Genomic DNA, 19306 nt, shown 5'->3' with positions numbered 1-19306 from the left:
GGATTGGCTAGCGTGACTGCATGTCGTTGTTGCGGGGCACGGGCGCCCGGCTGGCTGCCGGGGCGACGCTGGCGTTGCTCGCCGTCAGCGGATGCTCCGCCACTCAGACACAAACGCCGGTCGCCATTCCGTCTTCGTCGCCCACTCCCGCGCCCCTTTTCGCCAACGACGAGGAGGCGCTCGCCGCCGCCAAGAAGGCGTACGCGGCGTACGAGTCGATCTCGGATCTCATCCTCCGGGAGGGAGGTGAGGATTCGGGTCGCGTCAAACCTTTCACATCCGCAGAGCTCGCCGAAACAGACATGGCCGCATATTCGAGAGCGCGTTCAAACGGTTGGCACAGCACAGGCGAGAGCGCCTTCGACAATCTCACTCTCCAGTCAGTCGATGAAAGTGCTCCCCACGGTGTTGCCGTGATAAGTGCCTACTTGTGTTCAGACGTGTCAGAGGTGGACGTGCTGAATCGAAGCGGGAAGTCAATTGTTGCGGCGTCGCGGAAAGTACGAATCCCATTCCTTGTCACCTTTGATCTGCAGTCATCCGGGAGCGCAGATTTGGTAGTGGGATCGAGGGAGGTATGGGAGGGTGAGGGCGTGTGTTGATTGGGCGAGTCAGCAGCCTGTGCGGTCTTTCGTGCTTGCTCATCTCGATTAGTTTGGCGCCCATGAGTTTCGCGTTGGCTTCAGGGTGTGATGCTGTTGGCGAGCGTGCAGGGGTTTGCACACCCGAGTCCAAGGGCGAGTTCAACGGCGGCGGGGTCGACGTCTCGGCCGGCTACGACCAGGTGGGTGGCGGCGGCTCCGCCAGTGACGGCTCCGCCAACGACGAGGGCGCGGGCGGCAGCGCGGACGAGGACGCGGGAGACAGTGCTGCCGGCGGCGACGCAGGCGCAGGGGCGGGGAACGCACCGGCGGGACCCGACCCCATCATCCGTGACGGGTGGACCGTGAACTGCATCCCCAACTCGCCATGCGACCCCAACTTCGTGGTGCGGATCAGCGACCTGGTGAACTTCGTCCCCGAGCAGCCCACGACCACGATGGAGCCGGAGGGCTGGGCCGTCGTGGGGCTGCCGGTGAACCTCGTGGCAGAGGCATCCGCCCATACGCGCAGCGGCATGCTGCTCGGCTATGAAGCCCAGGTCCGGTTCACGCCGGTGCGCTTCGAATGGGACTACGGGGACGGCACGCAGCGCAGCACCTCGACCGGCGGGGCCACCTGGGCCGACCTCGGCCTCCCCGAATTCTCCGAGACGCCGACCAGTCACGTCTTCGACAGCCGCGGCACCTGGACGGTGTCCGTCACGGTCGAGTACGCCGCCGACTACCGGTTCGCGGATGAGCCGTGGCAGCGCATCGGGGGTACGCTGGCGGTGTCGTCGACACCACTCACCGCGGTATCCCTCGATGCCAGGACTGTGCTGGTCGGAGGAGACTGCGTGAGCGCCCCCGGCGGCCCCGGCTGCTGACGCCGGCTCCGTACTTCAACGCCGAGCAACGTCCCAGCTTCGCCATTGACTGCTGACAGACTCGTCATAGAAAACCTTCAGGTTGGATCGCGAAGCTGACAACGCTTGGAAGGAGCACCCCATGACAGACAACACCTACGGATCCAACTCCGGACGGCCCGAGAACAACACCGGTGCCGACAACAGCAACACGCCCACCACCCCCAACGGTCAGCAGTACGGCGCCCCTGAGGCGCAGCCGACCGCGCCGACCCAGGGAACGCCCGCGCAGGACGCCCCGACCGCGGCATACCCCACCGACTCGTTCGGTCGCCCGGCGACCGGAGCCCACGCCGGCCAGCAGCCGTACGCGGGCCAGCAGCCCTATGACGCGACCCAGCCCTACGGCACCCACAACGGCTACCAGGGCTACAACGGTTACCCCGCCTACAACGGATACCCGGCACACCAGGGCCAGCCCGGCCAGGCGGCGCCCGGCACGGCTAAGGACCGCGGCAACCGCAAGGGCGCCGGCCTCCTCGTCGGCGCACTCGCCATCGGCCTCCTCGCCGGCGGTGCCTCCGGCGCCGGCGTTGCCACCCTCGTCGACAACAACGGCGGCGGCTCATCGATCAGCCAGCCGCAGGGCGCATCCAACGTCGTCATCAACGACCCCGAGCACGTCAACCAGATTGCCGCCGTCGCGGCCAAGGCGTCGCCCAGCGTGGTCACCATCCAGGTCGCCGGCGGCAACTCGGCGGGCACCGGTTCCGGCGTCATCCTGAGCGACGACGGCTACGTGCTCACGAACACGCACGTCGTCACGCTTGACGGCGCATCCGCTGACCCGCAGGTGCAGGTGAAGGCCTTCAATGGCAAGCTCTACGACGCCGAGATCGTCGGCACCGACCCCATCTCCGACCTCGCGGTCATCAAGCTGAAGGATGCCTCCGGCCTGACCCCGATCGAATGGGCCGACTCCGACAAGCTCAACGTCGGCGAGCAGACCATCGCGATCGGCGCCCCGCTCGGCCTCTCCGGCACCGTGACCAACGGCATCATCAGCGCCCTGGACCGCAGCATCAGCATCGCGTCGTCCGCGGCGCCGAGCACGCCCGACCAGAGCCAGCCCGACCAGGGCCAGAGCCCGTTCGACTTCTGGAACTTCGACATCCCCGGCCAGGAGAACCAGCCGCAGCAGCAGCCTGAGCAGACGATTTCGCTCTCGGTCATCCAGACCGATGCCGCGATCAACCCGGGCAACTCGGGCGGCGCGCTGCTCAACGACAACGGCGAGCTCATCGGCATCAACGTCGCCATCGCGAACGCGGGCAGCTCCTCCGGTCAGGCCGGCAGCATCGGCGTGGGCTTCGCGCTCCCGTCCGACCTCGCCAAGCGCGTCTCGAGTGAGATCATCAAGAACGGTAAGGCCACCCACGGCCTCCTCGGCGCGAGTGTCGGCAACGCCGCCACGGTGCAGGGCAGCGACACCGTCGGCGCCCTCGTGGCGGAGGTCACGGGCGGCGGAGCCGCCGAGAAGGCGGGCCTGCAGAAGGGTGACGTCATCACCGAGTTCAACGGCGTGCCGATCACCGACGCGACCGACCTCACCGCCCAGGTGCGTGCGCTGGCCGCGGGAGCCGACACCAAGCTCACCTACGTGCGCGACGGCGACTCCCACACCGTCTCGGTCACGCTCGGCAAGCTCTCGAGCTAGCCGACCCCCTCTCCGCCCTTCCTCGCACTGTGCCGCCGGTGACCCCGGCGGCACAGTCGTGTGCGGGGAGCGGCCGAACCCCTGCTGGTAGGCTCAGACGACTCACCAGTTACGCGGAAAGACGACCCACAGGTGCCCACAGACAGAGACGAATCGCTCATCGGCGTCTCGTATGTGATGCCCGTGCTCAACGAGGTGTCGCACGTGCGCGCTGCCGTCGAGAGCCTCCTCGTGCAGGACTACGACGGCCCGTTCGAGGTCACCCTGGCGCTTGGCCCGAGCATCGACGGCACCACCGAGCTGGTGTCCGAGATGGCCGCCATCGACGAGCGGATACGCGTGGTGCCGAACGAGGCCGGCTCCACTCCCGCAGGCCTCAACATCGCCATCCGCGCCTCCCGGTACCCCGTGGTCATCCGCGTCGACGCCCACTCGGTGCTCCCACCCGACTACGCGCGCATCGCGGTCGAGACGCTGCAGCGAACCGGCGCCGGCAACGTCGGCGGGATCATGGACGCCCGGGGCACCACCCCGTTCGAGAAGGCCGTCGCCCTCGCCTACACCACGCGGGTCGGCCTCGGCGGCAGTCCGTTCCACGTGGGCGGCCACGAGGGCCCGGCCGAAACCGTGTACCTCGGATGCTTCCGGCGCGCGAGCATCATGGCCGTCGGACTCTTCGACGAGAGCATCAAGCGCGGGCAGGACTGGGAACTCAATCACCGCCTGCGGGAGAGCGGGGAGAAGGTCTGGTTCACGCCGGAGCTCAAGGTCACTTACCGGCCCCGCGCCACCCTCGCCCGGCTCGCACGTCAGATGCTCTCCACCGGGCTGTGGCGAGGCGAACTCGCCCGGCGCTTTCCCGGCGCCAGCGGCATCCGTTACTTCATCCCTCCCGCGATGGTGCTCGGCGTCACCGTCGGCCTCCTGGCCGGCATCGGCGGCATCGCGCAGGCCCTCACCGGGCACGCGCCGTGGCTGCTGCTGGGGTTCCTGATCCCCGCGGTGTACCTCGTCTTCGTCATCCTGGCCACGGTTGCGATGGCCCGCCCTGTCGGCATGCGAACGGCGCTCTGGTTTCTCATAGTCTTGCCATGCATCCATTTCTGCTGGGGCGTGGGATTCGTCCTCGGTTTCTTCAAGCTCACCAGCAACATCACGGCACACACGGGAAGGTGACCATGCCCCAGGGCGCAGCAGGGCCCCGCGGGGCGCGGCCCGCATCCATCGCCGAGCTGCGGGCCGTGGCCCAGCCGCCGGAGGTGCGTCTGCGCGACAACGCGGAGCACTGGACGGCGTCGCTGTACCTGCGCGACCTGTCGCCGTACCTCACCTGGGTGCTGCTGAAGACGCGCATTTCCGCGAACGGCGTCACCGGCCTCATGATCCTGGTCGGCTGGTCCGTCGCCGCCGCGCTCCTCATTCCCGGATTCTGGGGCGCGGTGCTGGCGCTGGTGCTCGGTCAGCTGCAGATGCTCGTGGACTGCTGCGACGGCGAGGTGGCTCGCTGGCGCGGCACCTCCTCGCCCGCCGGCGTCTTCCTCGACAAGGTCGGGCACTACACGACGGAGGCGCTCATCCCGATCGCGCTCGGCATCCGGGCCGCGGCGTACCCCTTCGAGTCGCCGGCCGACTTCCTGTGGACGACTCTCGCCCTTGTGCTCGCGCTGATCATCGTGCTGAACAAGGCGCTGAACGACATGGTGCACGTCGCCCGGGCGAACGCCGGCCTCACCAAACTCGCCGACACGCACGGCGAGAAGGCGCCCACGTCGAGCAGGCTCGCCAGCATCCGCCGGGTCGTGCGATTCGTGCCCTTCCACCGCCTGTACCACTCCGTGGAGTTGACGATCCTCATCTTCGCGGCGGCGCTGGTCGGGCTCCTGGCGGGGCAGCCCGTCGTCGACCGGGTGCTGCTCATCGTCCTGGTGCCGTTGTCCTTCCTTGCCCTGGCGGGCCATTTCGTGGCGATCCTGGCGTCCCGGCGTGTCCGCGCTTAGCCCCGCGCCCCTGCCGCGCGTCGGCGTCGTGGTGCTCACCCAGGGCACCCGCCCCGACGACCTCGACCGCGGCATCCGCAGCGTGCTCGCCCAGGAGGGCGTCGAGCTCGACGTGGTGTGCGTGGGCAACGGATGGCAGCCGGCCGGCCTGCCCGCCGGGGTCACGGCGCTCGCCCTTCCCACGAACCTCGGCATCCCCGCCGGACGCAACCGGGGCGTCGCCCACGTCTCGGGCGAGTACCTCTTCTTTCTCGACGACGACGCGAGCATCCCCGATCCGCGGTTCCTCGCCGACGCGATAGCCATGCTTCGGGCCGACCCGTCGCTCGGCCTGCTGCAGCCGCAGGTGGTCGACCCGACCGGCGTGGCGTCACCCCGCCGGTGGATTCCACGAATCCGGAAGGGCGAGGCGTCGCACTCCGGCAACGTCTTCTCGGTCTGGGAGGGCGCCGTCGTGCTGCCCCGCGCCGTGTTCGACGCCACCGGCGGCTGGGCTGAGCCGTTCTTCTACGCGCACGAAGGCATCGAGCTGGCCTGGCGGGTATGGGACCAGGGCCGCCGGGCCTGGTACGCCGGCAACCTGGTGGCGAACCACCCGGTCATCCAGCCCACCCGGCACGCCGACTACTACCGGCTTAACGCGCGCAACCGGGTGTGGCTCGCCCGGCGCAACCTGCCGGCACCGTTCGTGCCGTTCTACGTCGGGTCGTGGACAGGCATCCAGATGGTCCGCTGGGCGCGCAACCGGCCCGCCCTGCGCGCATGGTTCGCGGGCTGGCGGGAAGGCTGGACGAGCGACCCGGGGGGGCGGCGACCGCTGTCGGCGCGCACCATCTGGCGGATGACGCGCGCAGGCCGGCCGCCCGTCATCTGAGCCGCCGGCTAACGATTGGCTACCGGTGCCTCGGAATGGGGGTGCGGCGACCTGTTCGGCGCGAGACGCTGGGTAGTCTGGATCGGTGGGAATCAGAAACGACGCACGCCTCGCCCTCAAACTGGTCCGCGAAGCGGTGGCGTCCCGGCGGGCGCAGCTTCGCCTGACCCACACGCTGCAGAAGCAGCATCCGCTGCCCAAGGGGCACTTCACCGTCGCCGTCTACTTCGCCGACGGCCCGGTCAACCTCTACCAGATGCGCCAGTGGTACAAGCCGCTCGCGGAGCTGGCCGAGACCTGGCCGGTGGTCGTGCTCAGCCGCAACAGCGCCAGCGCGGTGACCATCATGGAGGAGTCGCCGCTGCCGGTGGCGTTCGTGCGCAAGGTGACCGACCTCGAGCGCGTGATCGACGAGCAGGACATTCGGGTGGTGCTCTACGTCAACCAGAACACACGCAACTTCCAGATGATGCGCTACGGGCGGCGCTGGCACGTTTTCATCAACCACGGTGAGAGCGACAAGATGTACATGACCACCAACCAGTTCAAGGCGTACGACTACTCGTTCATCGCCGGGGAGGCGGCGCTTTCGCGACTGCGTCGGGTGCTCTGGGACTACGACTTCGACAAGCGCGCTCTCATGATCGGCCGGCCGCAGGCTGACCACTACTCGGGCCGTCTCCCGTACACGCCCGACGAGCGCGAAGTGGTGCTCTACGCGCCGACGTGGGAGGGCGACCGCCCGTCGGCGGCGTACGGGTCCGTGGCCAGCCACGGCGTGGCACTGGTGAAAGCCCTGCTCGCGTCGGGGCGGCACCGGGTGATCTACCGCCCCCACCCGCGCAGCGGCGTCGTCGACCACGACTACAAGAACGCGAACCACGAGATCATCGCGGCCATCGCCGCCGCGAACGCGAGCGACCCGTCGGCGCACCACGTGCACGACACCGGGCCCGACCTCGGGTGGCAGCTCGCGGCATCCGATGTGGCCATCGTCGACATCTCGGCCATGGTGTACGACCGGCTGGCGACCGGCAAGCCGCTGCTCGTGACAAGGCCCGCCAACGCCAAGGCCGAGATCGACACCAGCGGGTATCTCTCGGATGCCGAGTGGCTGGATGCATCGGCGGCCGGGGAGATCGTCGCCCGGCTCGACGCCGTCACCCACGACGCCGCCGCACAGGAGCGGCTGCACTCCTGGGTAGAGCGCTACTTCGGCGACACGACGCCCGGGGCCGCCACCGCGCGGTTCCACGCCGCGATGTCGCACGTCATGGACGAGTGGGAGCGCCACGCCGCCCTCCACGCCGGCGACGAGCCCTCATAACCCGAGCGCCCGCCCGCGGCGCCTGCGGCGCCCGCGCCCCCGGGGATTCCCCTCCCGGTTCGCGAGTGAGCAGTTTCTGCGGGAAAGGGTCGCCCATTGTCGCAGAAACTGATCACTCGCGGGTGGGGTTCTTGCGGCGGAGGCGGGCGGGCACGACGCGGGGGACCGCGTTCTTCGCGCCCGTGATCGCGCCGGCGACGCGCTGACCGGCGGCCTCGCGCACGGTGACGTCGCGGATGACGGCTTCCAGGCCCGGGGGGAACTCGCGGGGAGGCTCGCCGAACGCCAGCCGGGAGGAGCGCACCACCTTCCGTCCCACGATCCGGTTGCCGACACCGCCGATGACCGCCCCGACGCCGAACGGAATGGCCTTGCCGAGGAGGCTGGCGCCCCCGCGGCTGGCGAACTGCCGGATGAACGTGCTCTTCAGCCGGTCGGTGAGTGGCCCCATGATCGCCCGGGGGAGACTGTTGGCGACCAGTTCACCCCAGTAGGCGTTCCGGGCCACGCCGCCGCCCGACACCTGTGCGGCCAGCTGGCGCACCAGGTCGGAGCCTTCGTGGCCGAGCATCATCGCCATGACGAGCGCGCGTGCCCGCTCCGGGTCTTCGACGGCGATGCCGTGCACCTCGCTCACCGACTGGGCGAACAGGGCGCTGGCCTCCAGGAACCCCGCCGTCTCCACCCCCGACAGCGCCAGGGTCGCCGCGGTCCCGATTCCGGGAACCACGCCGCTCGCGCCCACCGCGGCGCCGCCGGTGGTCACGGCGGCCAGGTAGCGGCGCTCGAGCACGTCGATCAGGTCGGCGGGGCTGGCCCCCGGGTTGCGCTTGCGGATGCCGCGGATGTGCGCGATGACGGCGGGACGGTGCACCGCGAGGAACGTGTCGATGCCCTTGGTGAGCCCGTTCGGCAGGGCCCCGCCGCCGGGCGTTCCGCCCGTGACGGACACGATCGGCGTGGGTTTCCTGGCCATGCCCCGAGTGTACTTCGATCACCCGGCCCCCGCCGCGGCGGAGGTGCGCGCGGCTAGACCCCGTAGTCGGCGTTGTAGCGCTCGAGCACATCGCCGATCGGGCCGTCCAGCACAAGCTGACCCTTGTCGAGGTACAGTCCCCGCGTGCAGAACCGCCGGAGGTCGCGCTCATTGTGCGACACGAAGAACAGCGTGCGACCGCCGTCGAGCAGTTCCTCGATGCGCCGATAGCACTTCTCCCGGAACGCCCGGTCGCCGACGGCGAGCACCTCGTCGACGAGGATGATCGGCTCCTCCAGCCGCGAGATGACGGCGAAGGCGATGCGCACCTTCATGCCACTGGAGAGATGCTTGTACGGTGTGTCGACGAAGTCGCCGATCTCGGCGAAGTCGATGATGTCGTCGAAGCGCTCCTCCACCTGCCGCTTCGTCATGCCGTGCAGGCCGGCGGTGAGGAAGACGTTGTCGCGCACGGTGAGGTCTTCGACGAAGCCGCCCGTGATCTCGATCAAGGGCGCGACGCCCTCCAGCACCTGCACCCGCCCCTCGTCGGGCAGCACAACGCCGGTGACGAGCTTGAGCAGGGTCGACTTGCCCTGGCCGTTGCGCCCGACCACGCCGATCGCCTCGCCGCGCTGCACCGAGAACGTCACGTTCCGCAGCGCCCAGAACTCGCCGGGGCGGCTGCGGCGGCCCCGCCCCGCGAAGAGGTCCTTGAAGGTGCGCCTTCCGCGACGATTCCTGCGAAAGCGGATGCCGACATCCGTCAGCGTGATCACCGGCCCCGCCACTAGATCTCCTTCAAGACCGAGCGCTCGGTGCGCCGGAACACGAGGATGCCCACCACGAGGAGCGCGAGCGACATCGCGGCGCCGACGCCCACCACGAACCAATCGAGTTCCTGGGGGAAGAACGCGGAGCGGTACAGGCTGAAGATGCCGCTCAGCGGATTGAAGGCGGCGAGCACGTGGAGCGAGCCGGGAAGGTCGGAGGTGCTGTAGATGACCGGCGAGGCATAGAACAAGAACCGCAGCACGAGCTTGACTGCGCGCTCGAGGTCGCGGAAGAACACCACGAGCGGCGCGACGATGAGGCCGACTCCCGCGGTCAGCACGGCCTGGATGAGGATCGCGAGCGGGAAGAACACCAGGTCGATGTTCACCGGCGCCGCGAACAGGATCGCGAAGAGAGCGAGCACCGGCAGGGAGGCGAGGAACTCGATCCCCTTCGACAGCACCAGGCGGTTCACCCAGATCGTGCGCGGAATGCGCGTGGACCGGATCAGCTTGGCCTCACGCAGGAACGCCCGCGTGCTGTCGGACACCGTGCCGTTGAACCACATCCACGGCAGGAGCGCCGACAGCAGGAACACGATGTAGGGCGTCTCGCCGACGCTGCGTTCGAAGACCTGCGTGAACACGAACCAGTAGATGCCCGCCATGATCAGCGGGTCGAGGATCGACCAGACGTAGCCGAGCGCCGACGTGGAGTACCGCACCCGCAGGTCGCGCTGCGTGAGCAGCCAGAGCGAGTGCCGGTAGCGGGCGATCGGGGTGCGTTGTCCCGGCCGCACCTCGGCGTAACCTGTCACGTCCCCATCGTATGGGGCAACGGATGCCGAAGCCCGGCCGGGCTCGCGGGTCACACGAAGAGGTTCGCGCGCTCCAGGTCTTCGGCGAAGTCGACCTCGACCGCGTACAGGTCGGAGATGTCGACGGGCTCGATGAGCAGGCCGTTCTTCTCGATCGCGAGCTCGAGGCCGCGCTCGAAGTAGTCCTGGTCGCCGACCTTCGTCAGGTGGTGGAGCAGGACCTGCTTGTCGGCGCTCGAGATGTAGTTGATGCCCACGGCCTCGCCCAAGCCGTTCTTCACAGTCTTGGAGAGCTCCTTGATGTAGCCCTCGGCGCTCGTGGTGTACTTCACCTCTTCGTCGGAGACCTTCGAAGTGTTGACGGTCACGAACGACTGGTCGCGCGCGATCATGGCCGCGGCGCGGTCGAGAACGGCGGGGTCGAACACCACGTCGCCGTTCATCCACAGCACGCCGCCGGAGTTCGACGCCTGCAGCGCGCGCATCAGGCTCTTGGAGGTGTTCGTCTGGTCGTACTGCTCGTTGTAGACGAAGGATGCCTGCGGGAACGCCTCGATGATGTGCTCGAGCTTGTACCCGACGACCACCGTCACCTGGGCGTTGTTCCCGAACGCGTGGGCGATGTTGTCGAACTGCTGGCCCATGATGGTGCGGCCGTCACTGAGTTCGGTCAGCGGCTTCGGGAGCGAGCGCCCCAGTCGGCTGCCCATGCCGGCCGCGAGAATGACTACTTGGGTGGTCATGGTTATCTCCTCATACAGGTGCGGGCCAACGCCTGCCCGAGCTCGAAAGAGGTCACGGCGGATTCACCCAAAAGTTCACATTGACACGCCGTCATGCCGGTCTTTCAAGGTTACCCTGTGCGACCGCCCGGGGGAAGAGAAGGCGTGTAAGCGTTTCCCTATCGTGATGCCTTGTATGGCTCGCTCACAGGTTCGGCCGGTTCCGGCGGGGGCCCTCGCAAGTGCGAGCGAGGTTGGTAGGTTAGCGGGGTGACTTCCGTACTGCCGCACTCCGAGCCTGACGAGCCTCGCGCCGGCAGGGGCGAAACGGCGGCCCGGCAGGCGGCGTCCGGTGTCGACACCTACGAGGCCCCGTATTCCACAGCGGATGCGACGGCCGAGCCCGTGACCGATGCGACGCCGGCGGCGTCGAAGGCGCCGGCACCCGCGAAGGCGCCGGCACCTGCGAAGGCGCGGTCGCCGAAGAAGGCCGCGCCCACGTCCCAGGCCGCCCAACAGACCAAGACGGCGACCAAGGCGAAGACGCCGGCGAAGAAGCGCGCGCCCCGGGCAAAGCCGAAACCGGCGGACCAGCCCGCGAACGCGAGCGCCGAGACCGCGCTCGCGCCGGTGGTGCTCACCGTCTCGGGTCTCGTGAAGAAGTTCGGCCAGAACGTGGCCGTCTCGGGCATCGACCTCGAGGTGCGCGCCGGCTCGTTCTTCGGCATCGTCGGACCGAACGGCGCCGGCAAGACCACGACCCTCTCCATGGTGACCGGGCTCATGCGCCCGGACGCCGGCTCCATCACCGTGCACGGCATCGATGTGTGGGCCAAGCCCCTCGAGGCCAAGCGCGTGATCGGGGTGCTTCCCGACCGCTTGAGACTCTTCGACCGCCTCACCGGGGCGCAGCTCCTGCACTACTCCGGCATCCTTCGCGGCCTCGACAGTGAGACCGTGGCGAAGCGCTCCGCCGACCTCGCCGCCGCCTTCGGGCTGGAGGACGCCCTCGGCCGGCTGGTGGCGGACTACTCGGCGGGCATGACCAAGAAGATCGCGCTGGCCTGCGCGATGATCCATTCGCCGCGCATTCTCGTGCTCGACGAGCCGTTCGAATCCGTCGACCCGGTGTCGGCCGTGAACGTGACCGAGATCCTGCAGAAGTACGTCGCCAGCGGCGGCACGGTGGTGCTCTCGAGCCACGGCATGGACCTGATCCAACGGGTGTGCGACCACGTGGCGATCATCGTGCAGGGGGCAGTGCTGGCATCGGGGACGGTCGATGAGGTGCGGGGGAAGAAGTCGCTCGAGGAGCGCTTCGTGGAGCTCGCCGGTGGCCGCAAGGTGACGGAGGGCATGGAGTGGTTGCACAGTTTCTCGGACTGAAACTCCGATTGCTGGCCAACCTCTTCCGGCGCAGCCCCTGGCAGGTGGTCGGACTGGTGGTTGGCCTGCTGTACGGGCTGGGTGTCGCGCTCGCGATCGTGGGTGTGCTCGTCACGCTGCGGTTCAGCGACGATGTCGCGTCGATCCGCAGCGGGATGGTCGTGGCCGGGTCGATCGTGGTGCTCGGTTTCCTGCTCGTGCCGCTCTCGCTCGGGGTCGACGACAGCATGGACCCGCGCCGGTTCTCGCTCTTCGCCATCCCGAACGACCGCCTCTCGCTGGGTCTCGCGGTGTCGTCGCTGGCCGGTGTGCCGGCGATCGTGCTCACGCTCGTGCTCCTCGGCACGATCGTCACCTGGTCGCGCGGGGTGGGGGAGACCCTGCTCGCGATCGTGGCCGCCGCGCTCCTGCTGGCCACGTGCATGCTGTGCTCCCGGGTGAGCACGGCCGTGGCCGCGTTCCTGCTCGCCACCCGCCGTGCCCGTGAGTTCAGCGGCATCATCGGCATCCTGCTGGTGGTGATGATCTCGCCGGTCGTGGTGCTTCTCCTCAACGTGGACTGGTCCCGCTACGGGCTCGACCTGCTCTCGGCGCTCGCCGGGATCCTCGGCTGGACGCCGCTCGGCGCCGCGTGGTCGGTACCCGCCGACGCCGCGGTCGGCTCGTGGGGCACGGCCGTGCTCAAACTCCTCATCGCGGCCGCCACCGTCTACCTGCTGTGGCTCGCCTGGTGCCGGCTGGTGGCGCAGATGCTGGTGACGCCCGGCCGCGAGGCCAACGTGAAGCAGTACGGCGTGGGCCTCGGCTGGTTCGACCGGATGCCCCGGACCCCGCTCGGTGCGATCGCCGCCCGCAGCATCACCTATTGGGGGCGGGACTCCCGCTACTGGGTGTCCCTGGTCATGATCCCGGTCGTCCCCGTGCTGGTGAGCGTGCCGCTGGCGGTGGCAGGGGTGCCCGGTTCGGTCATCGCGCTGCTGCCGGTGCCGATCATGTGCCTCTTCCTCGGCTGGACGCTGCACAATGACGTCGCCTTCGACAACACCGCCATCTGGTTGCACATCGTCTCCGGCGCGAGCGGATGGGCCGACCGCATCGGCCGCCTCGTGCCGGCGCTCGTGTGCGGGATCGTGCTCATCGGCCTGGGCTCCGCCATCAGCGTGTCGTTCTACGGGGACTGGTCGGCGTTGCCGTCGATGCTGGGCGTGAGCACCTGCCTGCTGCTGGCCGGTCTCGGCTTCTCGAGCTACACATCCGCTCGTTTTCCGTACCCGGCGACCAAACCCGGTGACAGCCCGTTCGCGCAGCCCCAGGCCTCCGACACGGCCTCGGCGCTCATCCAGTCGTGCAGCTTTGCCGGGTCGTTCGTGCTGTCGGTTCCGGCGATCGGATGCGCCCTGATGGGCCTGCTCGTCGACCCGCACTGGCACCTGCTGGCGCTGGTCACCGGGGTGGGGGTCGGGGTGCTCTCCGTTGTCGGCGGGGTCTGGCTGGGGGCGCGCACCTTCGAGAAGCGCGGGCCGGAGATGCTTGCCTCGGCCGTTCGCGCTTGACCGGGTGACGTGCGCCGCCGACGGAACTTAGACTGGACGCATGAGTGAGAACGTTCGTGTGAGCATCGCCGACCCCGGGCAGCCGGGAGGGGGCACTTCCACGCTGGATCGCGAGCTGGAAGAGCTCCTGAACCAGGAGCAGATCGAGCCCGGCGACCATGAGCGGTTCTCGCACTATGTTCCCAAGGACAAGATCCTGGAATCGGCACTCACCGGCAAGCCCGTGCGCGCCCTGTGCGGCAAGAAGTGGCTGCCGGGGCGCGACCCCGAGAAGTTCCCGGTGTGCCCGACCTGCAAGGCCATCTACGAGAAGATGAAGGCCGAATAGGGCGGATGCGTCAGCGGTAGACGGTGGGAATCACCGGGTCGCCGCGTCCCAGCCGGAATGCCTGCACCGGCAGCTCCGCCATGGCGGTCGCGTGGTGCTCCCTGGCCCGCCGGGTGCCCTCGGCGCCGAGGTAGCGTTCGTCGATCTCGCCGCCGGTCACGAGTGGCACCAGCAGCTGGCGCTCACCGGCGATCTCGGCGTCCGCGCCCGGCTCGTCACCGTCATCCGTTGCAGCGGGCCCCTGGCCCACCACCACGATCTCCCGGCGGGCGATGCCGCCGGCGTCGATGCCGCGCACGGCGTCTTTGCGCCCGCCCACCGATTCCTTCGACGCCGAGGTCTTCGCCACCGGCACCCAGGCGCCCGCGTCGTCTTTGTGGGCGACCAGTTTGTAGACCATGCCGGCCGCGGGGGAGCCCGAGCCGGTGACAACGGATGTGCCGACACCGTAGGCGTCGACGGGAACGGCGGCGAGTGCGGCGATGGCGTACTCGTCGAGGTCGCTCGTGACGGTGATCTTCGTGTTCACGGCGCCGAGGTCGTCGAGCTGGGCGCGTGCGGCGGCGACCACGGTGGGAAGGTCGCCCGAGTCGATGCGGATCGAACCGAGCTCGGTGCCGGCGACCCGGACGGCGCGCTCGATGCCGCGGGCGATGTCGTAGGTGTCAACCAGGAGGGTCGTGTCCGGTCCGACGGCGTCGATCTGGGCCTGGAACGCCTCCTCCTCAGTGTCGTGCAGGAGCGTGAAGGAGTGTGCGGCTGTCCCCATGGTGGGCACGCCCCAGGTGCGGCCCGCCTCGAGGTTGCTGGTCGCCGCGAAGCCGGCGATGTACGCGGCGCGTGCCGCCGCGACGGCGGCATGCTCGCTCGTGCGCCGGGATCCCATCTCGGCGATCGGCCGGCCGCGGCCCACGGACACCATGCGCGCCGCGGCGCTCGCGACGGACGTGTCGTAGTTGAGCACGCTCAGGATGATGGTCTCGAGCACCACGCCCTCGGCGAAGGTGGCGTCGACGAGGAGCAGTGGCGAGCCGGGGAAGTAGATCTCGCCCTCCTGGTAACCCCAGATGTTCCCACTGAACCGGTAGTCGGCGAGCCAGTCGAGAGTGGGCTGGCGCACGACGTGCTCGTCCCTCAGCCAGGCGAGTTCGGCATCCGTGAACCGGAACCGCCGGATCTGCTCCAGCAGCCGCCCGGTGCCCGCGAGCACCCCGTAGCGGCGCCCGTCCGGAAGTCGCCGCGCGAACGCCTCGAACATGCATTCCCGGTCGGCGGTGCCGCTCTGGATGGCCGCGTCGACCATGGTGAGCTCGTATCGGTCGGTGCGTAAGGCTGAGGACTCCGTCACGCGCAAAGCCTATCCGGCAACCGGTCGGCGCACGCGCCCCCGGTAAGCTTGGGCGGGTGACCGACGCACCGATTGGAATCTTCGACTCCGGGGTCGGCGGGCTGACCGTCGCCCGGGCGGTGAGGGACCAGCTGCCGAACGAGTCCATCGTCTACATCGGCGACACCGCCCACTCGCCCTACGGGCCGAAGAAGATCGCCGACGTGCGCGGCTATGCGCTCGACGTGCTCGACGACCTCGTCGACCAGGGCGTGAAACTGCTGGTCATCGCCTGCAACACGGCGTCCGCGGCCATGCTCCGCGACGCGCGGGAGCGCTACAGCGTTCCGGTCGTCGAGGTGATCCAGCCGGCCGTGCGCCGCGCGGTCGCGACGACGCGCAACAACCGCGTGGGCGTCATCGGCACGCTCGGCACCGTCAACTCCCGCGCCTATGAAGACGCCTTCGCCGCCGCGACGAACCTCGAGCTGTTCACGCAGGCGTGCCCGCGGTTCGTGGAGTTCGTGGAGTCCGGCGTGACCACCGGCGACGAGGTGCTCGAGGTCGCCGCCGACTACCTGGCACCGCTCAAGGCAGCGGATGTCGACACGCTGGTTCTCGGCTGCACCCACTATCCGTTCCTGCGAGGGGCCATCTCCTACGTCATGGGCGAGGGCGTCACCCTGGTCTCGAGCGACACCGAGACGGCGAACGATGTGTACCGGGTGCTCGTGAGCCAGGGGATGCTGCGCCAGTCGCAACTGCCGCCGACCTACCGCTACGAGGCCACCGGGGACAGCGCCGACGACTTCCTCCGCCTCGCGCACCGGCTGATCGGGCGTGACGTCACGCGGGTGAGCCTCGTCGAGACCGGCGCCATCAACATCCGCGGCCTCGCTGCCGCGACCACTATGAAGGAGAACTAAGTGACCGAGACCCTGCGTTCCGACGGACGCCGCCCCGATGACCTCCGCGAGATCACCATCGAACGCGGGTGGAGCGCCCAGGCGGAAGGGTCGGCACTCATCTCCTTCGGCGGCACGAAGGTGCTCTGCACCGCCTCGTTCACGAACGGGGTTCCCCGCTGGATGACGGGCAAGGGCAAGGGGTGGGTGACCGCAGAGTATGCGATGCTGCCCCGGTCAACGAATTCCCGCATGGACCGGGAATCGGTGAAGGGCCGGGTCGGCGGCCGCACGCACGAGATCAGCCGGCTGGTCGGGCGGAGCCTGCGGGCGGTGGTCGACATGAAGGCCCTCGGCGAGAACACCATCGTCATCGACTGCGACGTGCTCCAGGCCGACGGCGGCACGCGCACCGCAGCGATCACCGGCGCGTACGTCGCCCTCGTCGACGCGATCGAATGGGCCCGCGAGAAGAAGTTCATCGCGCAGAAGGCCAAGCCGCTCATCGACAGCGTGGCCGCCGTATCCGTTGGCATCATCGACGGCACGCCGATGCTCGACCTCGCCTATGTGGAGGACGTGCGGGCCGAGACCGACATGAACGTCGTCGCCACCGGGCGAGGCCTGTTCGTGGAGGTGCAGGGCACTGCGGAGGGCGCGCCCTTCGATCGCCGCGAACTCGACTCGCTCCTCGACCTTGCGCTCGCAGGCACGGCCTCGCTCACCGCCATGCAGCAGGCCGCGCTGCAGCCGACGGTGCGGGAGGGCTGAGCGGTGCAGGTGGTGCTGGCGACCCACAACGCGCACAAGGTGGGGGAGTTGCGTGACATCCTCGCCCCGCAGCTGCCGGGCATCGACGTGCTGGGCTACGACGGACCCGAACCGGTGGAGAACGGCGTCTCGTTCGCCGAGAACGCGCTGATCAAGGCGCGGGCGGCTGCGGCACACACCGGGCTGCCCGCGATCGCGGATGACTCGGGGATCTGCGTCGACGTGCTCGGCGGTTCGCCCGGCATCTTCTCCGCCCGCTGGGCGGGACCTGCTCGCGACGACGGCGAGAACCTGCGGCTTCTGCTCTGGCAGCTGAGCGACCTCGCCGACGAGCACCGGGCCGGCAACTTCACCTGCGTGGCGGCGCTCGCGCTGCCCGACGGCCGCGAGGATGCCGTGACCGGCGTCTGGCCGGGCCGCGTGCTGCGGCAACCGAGCGGCGCCGGCGGTTTCGGGTACGACCCGATCTTCCAGCCGGACGGCTACGCCGGGTCGGCGGCCGACCTCTCCCGCGAGGAGAAGAACCGCGTGAGCCACCGTGCCCGTGCCTTCGCCCAGCTGGTCCCCATCCTCACCCGTCTGGCCCCCGCCCCCTAACCCCAGCGCCCCTTCGCACCCACCGCGCCCCCCACTGCTCACTCGCGCAAGGGATACGGTGGAGGCATGGGGCATGAGCATGGCGCGCACGCCGACCGTCGGCGACTGAGCATCGCGATCGCGACCATCGCGTGCGCGCTCGTCGTGCAGGCGATCGGTGCGTGGGTGACCGGGTCGCTGGCGCTCCTCGCCGACGCGGGGCACATGCTCTCCGACCTCGCCGGGCTCGGTATCGCCCTCACGGCGACCATCGTCGCCGCGCGACCTGCCACCGACCGGCAGACCTTCGGCTACCAGCGGGCGGAGGTCTTCGGCGCCCTCCTCAACGGGTTCCTCCTGGTCGCCGTGACGGTGACCGTGGCCGTCGGCGCGATCGGACGGCTGCTCGGCGATCGGCCGGCCCACGTCGACGGCGGCCCCATGCTAGTCGTCGCCCTCATCGGACTGGCGGCGAACATCGCCGTGTTGCTGATGCTCCGTCCCCGTTCCGGCGGGTCCATCAATATGCGAGGCGCCTACCTCGAGGTCCTCGGCGACGTGCTCGGGTCGCTCGCCGTCGTGGTGGCAGCCGTGGTCATCGTGAGCACCGGTCTGAGCCAGGCAGACGCCATCGCATCCCTCGTCATTGCGGTGATGATCGTGCCGCGCGCCTACCTGCTCCTGCGCGACGTCGTCGGTGTGCTCAGCGAGTCCGCGCCGGCGCACACCGATGTCGCCGTCATCCGCGACCACATCCTCGCCACCGACGGCGTGGTGGGCGTGCACGACGTGCACGCCTGGGCGATCACGTCAGGTGCGCCCGTGTTCAGCGCGCACGTCGTCGTGGAGGAGCGGGCGCTCGCCGACACCGGGAAACTGCTCGACGAGCTGTCGGAGTGCCTGGCCGACCATTTCGACGTGGAGCATTCGACGTTCCAGTTGGAGCCGGTGGAACACGCCGAACACGAGGACCACCGGCACCGCTGATGGAACGCCGCGGTGGCGGGATCGGTCAGGATTCCTGGCGGCCGTCCTGCGGTCCCTCGAACGTGTCCGGGCCGAGGACCAGTCCGTCTTCGGTCGCGGCCGACGCGTCGGAGTTCTTCGCCTTCGATACGCCGTGCAGGTAGTGCATGATCGCCGGGACCGAGGTGACGACGACCGCACCGAGCAGGATGAGGTCGATGTAGCTCTTCACGAAGTCCGCGACGGGCGGAATGAGGTTGAGCATGTGGCCGAAGAACACCAGGCCCGAGCCCCAGATGAGGGCTCCGATCGCGTTGTAGAGGCTGTACTTGCGGTAGTTCATGTGGCCGACACCGGCGGCGACCGGCGCGAACGTACGAACGATCGGCACGAACCGCGCGAGGATGACCGCCAGTCCGCCGAACCGCTCGAAGAACGCGTTCGTGCGCTCGACGTTCTTCACGCTGAAGAGTCCCGACTCCTTGCGCTCGAACACCCGGCGCCCGAGTTTGTGACCGATGAGGTAACCCGCTTCGCCGCCCGCGAAGGCCGCGAAGCCGACGGCGAGGCAGACCCACCAGATGTCGAGCATGATGAGGTGGCCCGTGAGAAGCCCGGTGATCACGAGCAGGGTGTCACCGGGAAGAAGGAATCCGACGAGGAGACCGGTTTCGGCGAACACGAACAAGCACACCAGGACCAGTGCCCACGGTCCGGCAGAAGTGATGAGTATCTCCGGGTCGAGCCAGGGGATGACTGCGGTGTGAATCACGGGTCTCCAGTCGGTGGCGCGCGGCCAGTCGGCGTCGCAGGATTACAGAGTAGCGGGTGAAAGCCTGCGAT

At 69.0% G+C, this 19306-nt stretch carries 20 protein-coding genes; 14 read left to right on the top strand and 6 right to left on the bottom strand.

Annotated elements, in window-relative coordinates:
• Positions 1-20 precede the first annotated feature (20 nt).
• From EEJ31_RS13780 to EEJ31_RS11555, 7 genes are all read left to right on the top strand, one after another.
• Positions 21-602: a glycosyltransferase family protein gene (locus EEJ31_RS13780; protein ID WP_148040180.1), complete on the top strand. Its 582-nt coding sequence runs from the start codon at positions 21-23 to the stop codon at positions 600-602.
• 62 nt (positions 603-664) lie between these two features.
• The gene (locus tag EEJ31_RS11580) at positions 665-1468 is read left to right on the top strand and encodes a PKD domain-containing protein (protein ID WP_148040179.1); all 804 of its coding nucleotides are present in this window, start codon (positions 665-667) and stop codon (positions 1466-1468) included.
• Positions 1469-1589: 121 nt separating this feature from the next.
• Complete coding sequence (locus EEJ31_RS11575) at positions 1590-3164, top strand: S1C family serine protease (RefSeq protein WP_123046445.1); 1575 nt, start codon at positions 1590-1592, stop codon at positions 3162-3164.
• 177 nt (positions 3165-3341) lie between these two features.
• Positions 3342-4340, top strand: coding sequence for a glycosyltransferase family 2 protein (locus EEJ31_RS11570; protein WP_123046466.1), 999 nt, complete (start codon positions 3342-3344; stop codon positions 4338-4340).
• Positions 4341-4342: 2 nt separating this feature from the next.
• The gene (locus tag EEJ31_RS11565) at positions 4343-5161 is read left to right on the top strand and encodes a CDP-alcohol phosphatidyltransferase family protein (RefSeq protein ID WP_123046444.1); all 819 of its coding nucleotides are present in this window, start codon (positions 4343-4345) and stop codon (positions 5159-5161) included.
• Entirely contained in the window at positions 5148-6035 is an 888-nt protein-coding gene (locus EEJ31_RS11560; protein WP_123046443.1) for a glycosyltransferase family 2 protein, read from the top strand. Before EEJ31_RS11565 ends, EEJ31_RS11560 begins: the two co-directional genes overlap by 14 nt.
• A gap of 85 nt (positions 6036-6120) precedes the next feature.
• Entirely contained in the window at positions 6121-7362 is a 1242-nt protein-coding gene (locus tag EEJ31_RS11555; protein WP_123046442.1) for a CDP-glycerol glycerophosphotransferase family protein, read from the top strand.
• Positions 7363-7474: 112 nt separating this feature from the next.
• Here EEJ31_RS11555 and EEJ31_RS11550 read toward each other — a convergent pair whose 3' ends face one another.
• The 4 genes from EEJ31_RS11550 to EEJ31_RS11535 are packed head-to-tail and all read right to left on the bottom strand — an operon-like array spanning position 7475 to position 10672.
• The gene (locus EEJ31_RS11550; RefSeq protein ID WP_123046441.1) at positions 7475-8338 is read right to left on the bottom strand and encodes a hypothetical protein; all 864 of its coding nucleotides are present in this window, start codon (positions 8336-8338) and stop codon (positions 7475-7477) included.
• A 53-nt stretch (positions 8339-8391) separates the two neighbouring features.
• Positions 8392-9129, bottom strand: a complete 738-nt coding sequence (locus tag EEJ31_RS11545) for an ABC transporter ATP-binding protein (RefSeq protein WP_123046440.1) — start codon at positions 9127-9129, stop codon at positions 8392-8394.
• Positions 9129-9929 carry an ABC transporter permease gene (locus EEJ31_RS11540; RefSeq protein ID WP_233563864.1) on the bottom strand — a complete coding sequence of 267 codons (801 nt, stop codon included), beginning with the start codon at positions 9927-9929 and terminating at the stop codon, positions 9129-9131. Before EEJ31_RS11540 ends, EEJ31_RS11545 begins: the two co-directional genes overlap by 1 nt.
• Positions 9930-9979: 50 nt before the next feature.
• Positions 9980-10672 (bottom strand): phosphocholine cytidylyltransferase family protein, encoded by a 693-nt coding sequence (locus EEJ31_RS11535; protein WP_123046439.1) that lies wholly within the window; start codon positions 10670-10672, stop codon positions 9980-9982.
• A gap of 384 nt (positions 10673-11056) precedes the next feature.
• Here EEJ31_RS11535 and EEJ31_RS11530 point away from each other — a divergent pair, with 384 nt between their 5' ends.
• From EEJ31_RS11530 to EEJ31_RS11520, 3 genes are read left to right on the top strand one after another with little or no spacing between them, the layout of a single operon-like run.
• Positions 11057-12037: an ABC transporter ATP-binding protein gene (locus EEJ31_RS11530; protein WP_123046464.1), complete on the top strand. Its 981-nt coding sequence runs from the start codon at positions 11057-11059 to the stop codon at positions 12035-12037.
• A complete protein-coding gene (locus tag EEJ31_RS11525; protein ID WP_233563863.1) occupies positions 12013-13590 on the top strand; it encodes a hypothetical protein in 1578 nt (525 codons plus the stop codon). Before EEJ31_RS11530 ends, EEJ31_RS11525 begins: the two co-directional genes overlap by 25 nt.
• Positions 13591-13630: 40 nt before the next feature.
• Positions 13631-13918 carry a DUF3039 domain-containing protein gene (locus EEJ31_RS11520; protein ID WP_123046438.1) on the top strand — a complete coding sequence of 96 codons (288 nt, stop codon included), beginning with the start codon at positions 13631-13633 and terminating at the stop codon, positions 13916-13918.
• A 10-nt stretch (positions 13919-13928) separates the two neighbouring features.
• On the opposite strand, the gene EEJ31_RS11515 is transcribed toward EEJ31_RS11520, so the two are convergent.
• Complete coding sequence (locus tag EEJ31_RS11515; RefSeq protein ID WP_123046437.1) at positions 13929-15266, bottom strand: nicotinate phosphoribosyltransferase; 1338 nt, start codon at positions 15264-15266, stop codon at positions 13929-13931.
• 56 nt (positions 15267-15322) lie between these two features.
• Here EEJ31_RS11515 and murI point away from each other — a divergent pair, with 56 nt between their 5' ends.
• From murI to EEJ31_RS11495, 4 genes are all read left to right on the top strand, one after another.
• Positions 15323-16171, top strand: a complete 849-nt coding sequence (gene murI / locus EEJ31_RS11510) for a glutamate racemase (RefSeq protein WP_123046436.1) — start codon at positions 15323-15325, stop codon at positions 16169-16171.
• The gene (gene rph, locus EEJ31_RS11505) at positions 16172-16921 is read left to right on the top strand and encodes a ribonuclease PH (RefSeq protein ID WP_123046435.1); all 750 of its coding nucleotides are present in this window, start codon (positions 16172-16174) and stop codon (positions 16919-16921) included.
• Positions 16922-16924: 3 nt separating this feature from the next.
• The gene (rdgB, locus tag EEJ31_RS11500; RefSeq protein ID WP_123046434.1) at positions 16925-17518 is read left to right on the top strand and encodes an RdgB/HAM1 family non-canonical purine NTP pyrophosphatase; all 594 of its coding nucleotides are present in this window, start codon (positions 16925-16927) and stop codon (positions 17516-17518) included.
• A 66-nt stretch (positions 17519-17584) separates the two neighbouring features.
• The gene (locus tag EEJ31_RS11495) at positions 17585-18484 is read left to right on the top strand and encodes a cation diffusion facilitator family transporter (protein WP_123046433.1); all 900 of its coding nucleotides are present in this window, start codon (positions 17585-17587) and stop codon (positions 18482-18484) included.
• Between the two features lie 25 nt (positions 18485-18509).
• Here EEJ31_RS11495 and EEJ31_RS11490 read toward each other — a convergent pair whose 3' ends face one another.
• Complete coding sequence (locus EEJ31_RS11490; RefSeq protein ID WP_199727343.1) at positions 18510-19232, bottom strand: DedA family protein; 723 nt, start codon at positions 19230-19232, stop codon at positions 18510-18512.
• Positions 19233-19306 lie beyond the last annotated feature (74 nt).

Origin of the sequence: Cryobacterium tepidiphilum (genome assembly GCF_003716325.1) — a bacterium.
GTDB lineage: Bacteria > Actinomycetota > Actinomycetes > Actinomycetales > Microbacteriaceae > Cryobacterium > Cryobacterium tepidiphilum.
Note: the sequence above shows the minus strand (reverse complement) of the source record. Positions and strands in the feature narration are given on the sequence as shown.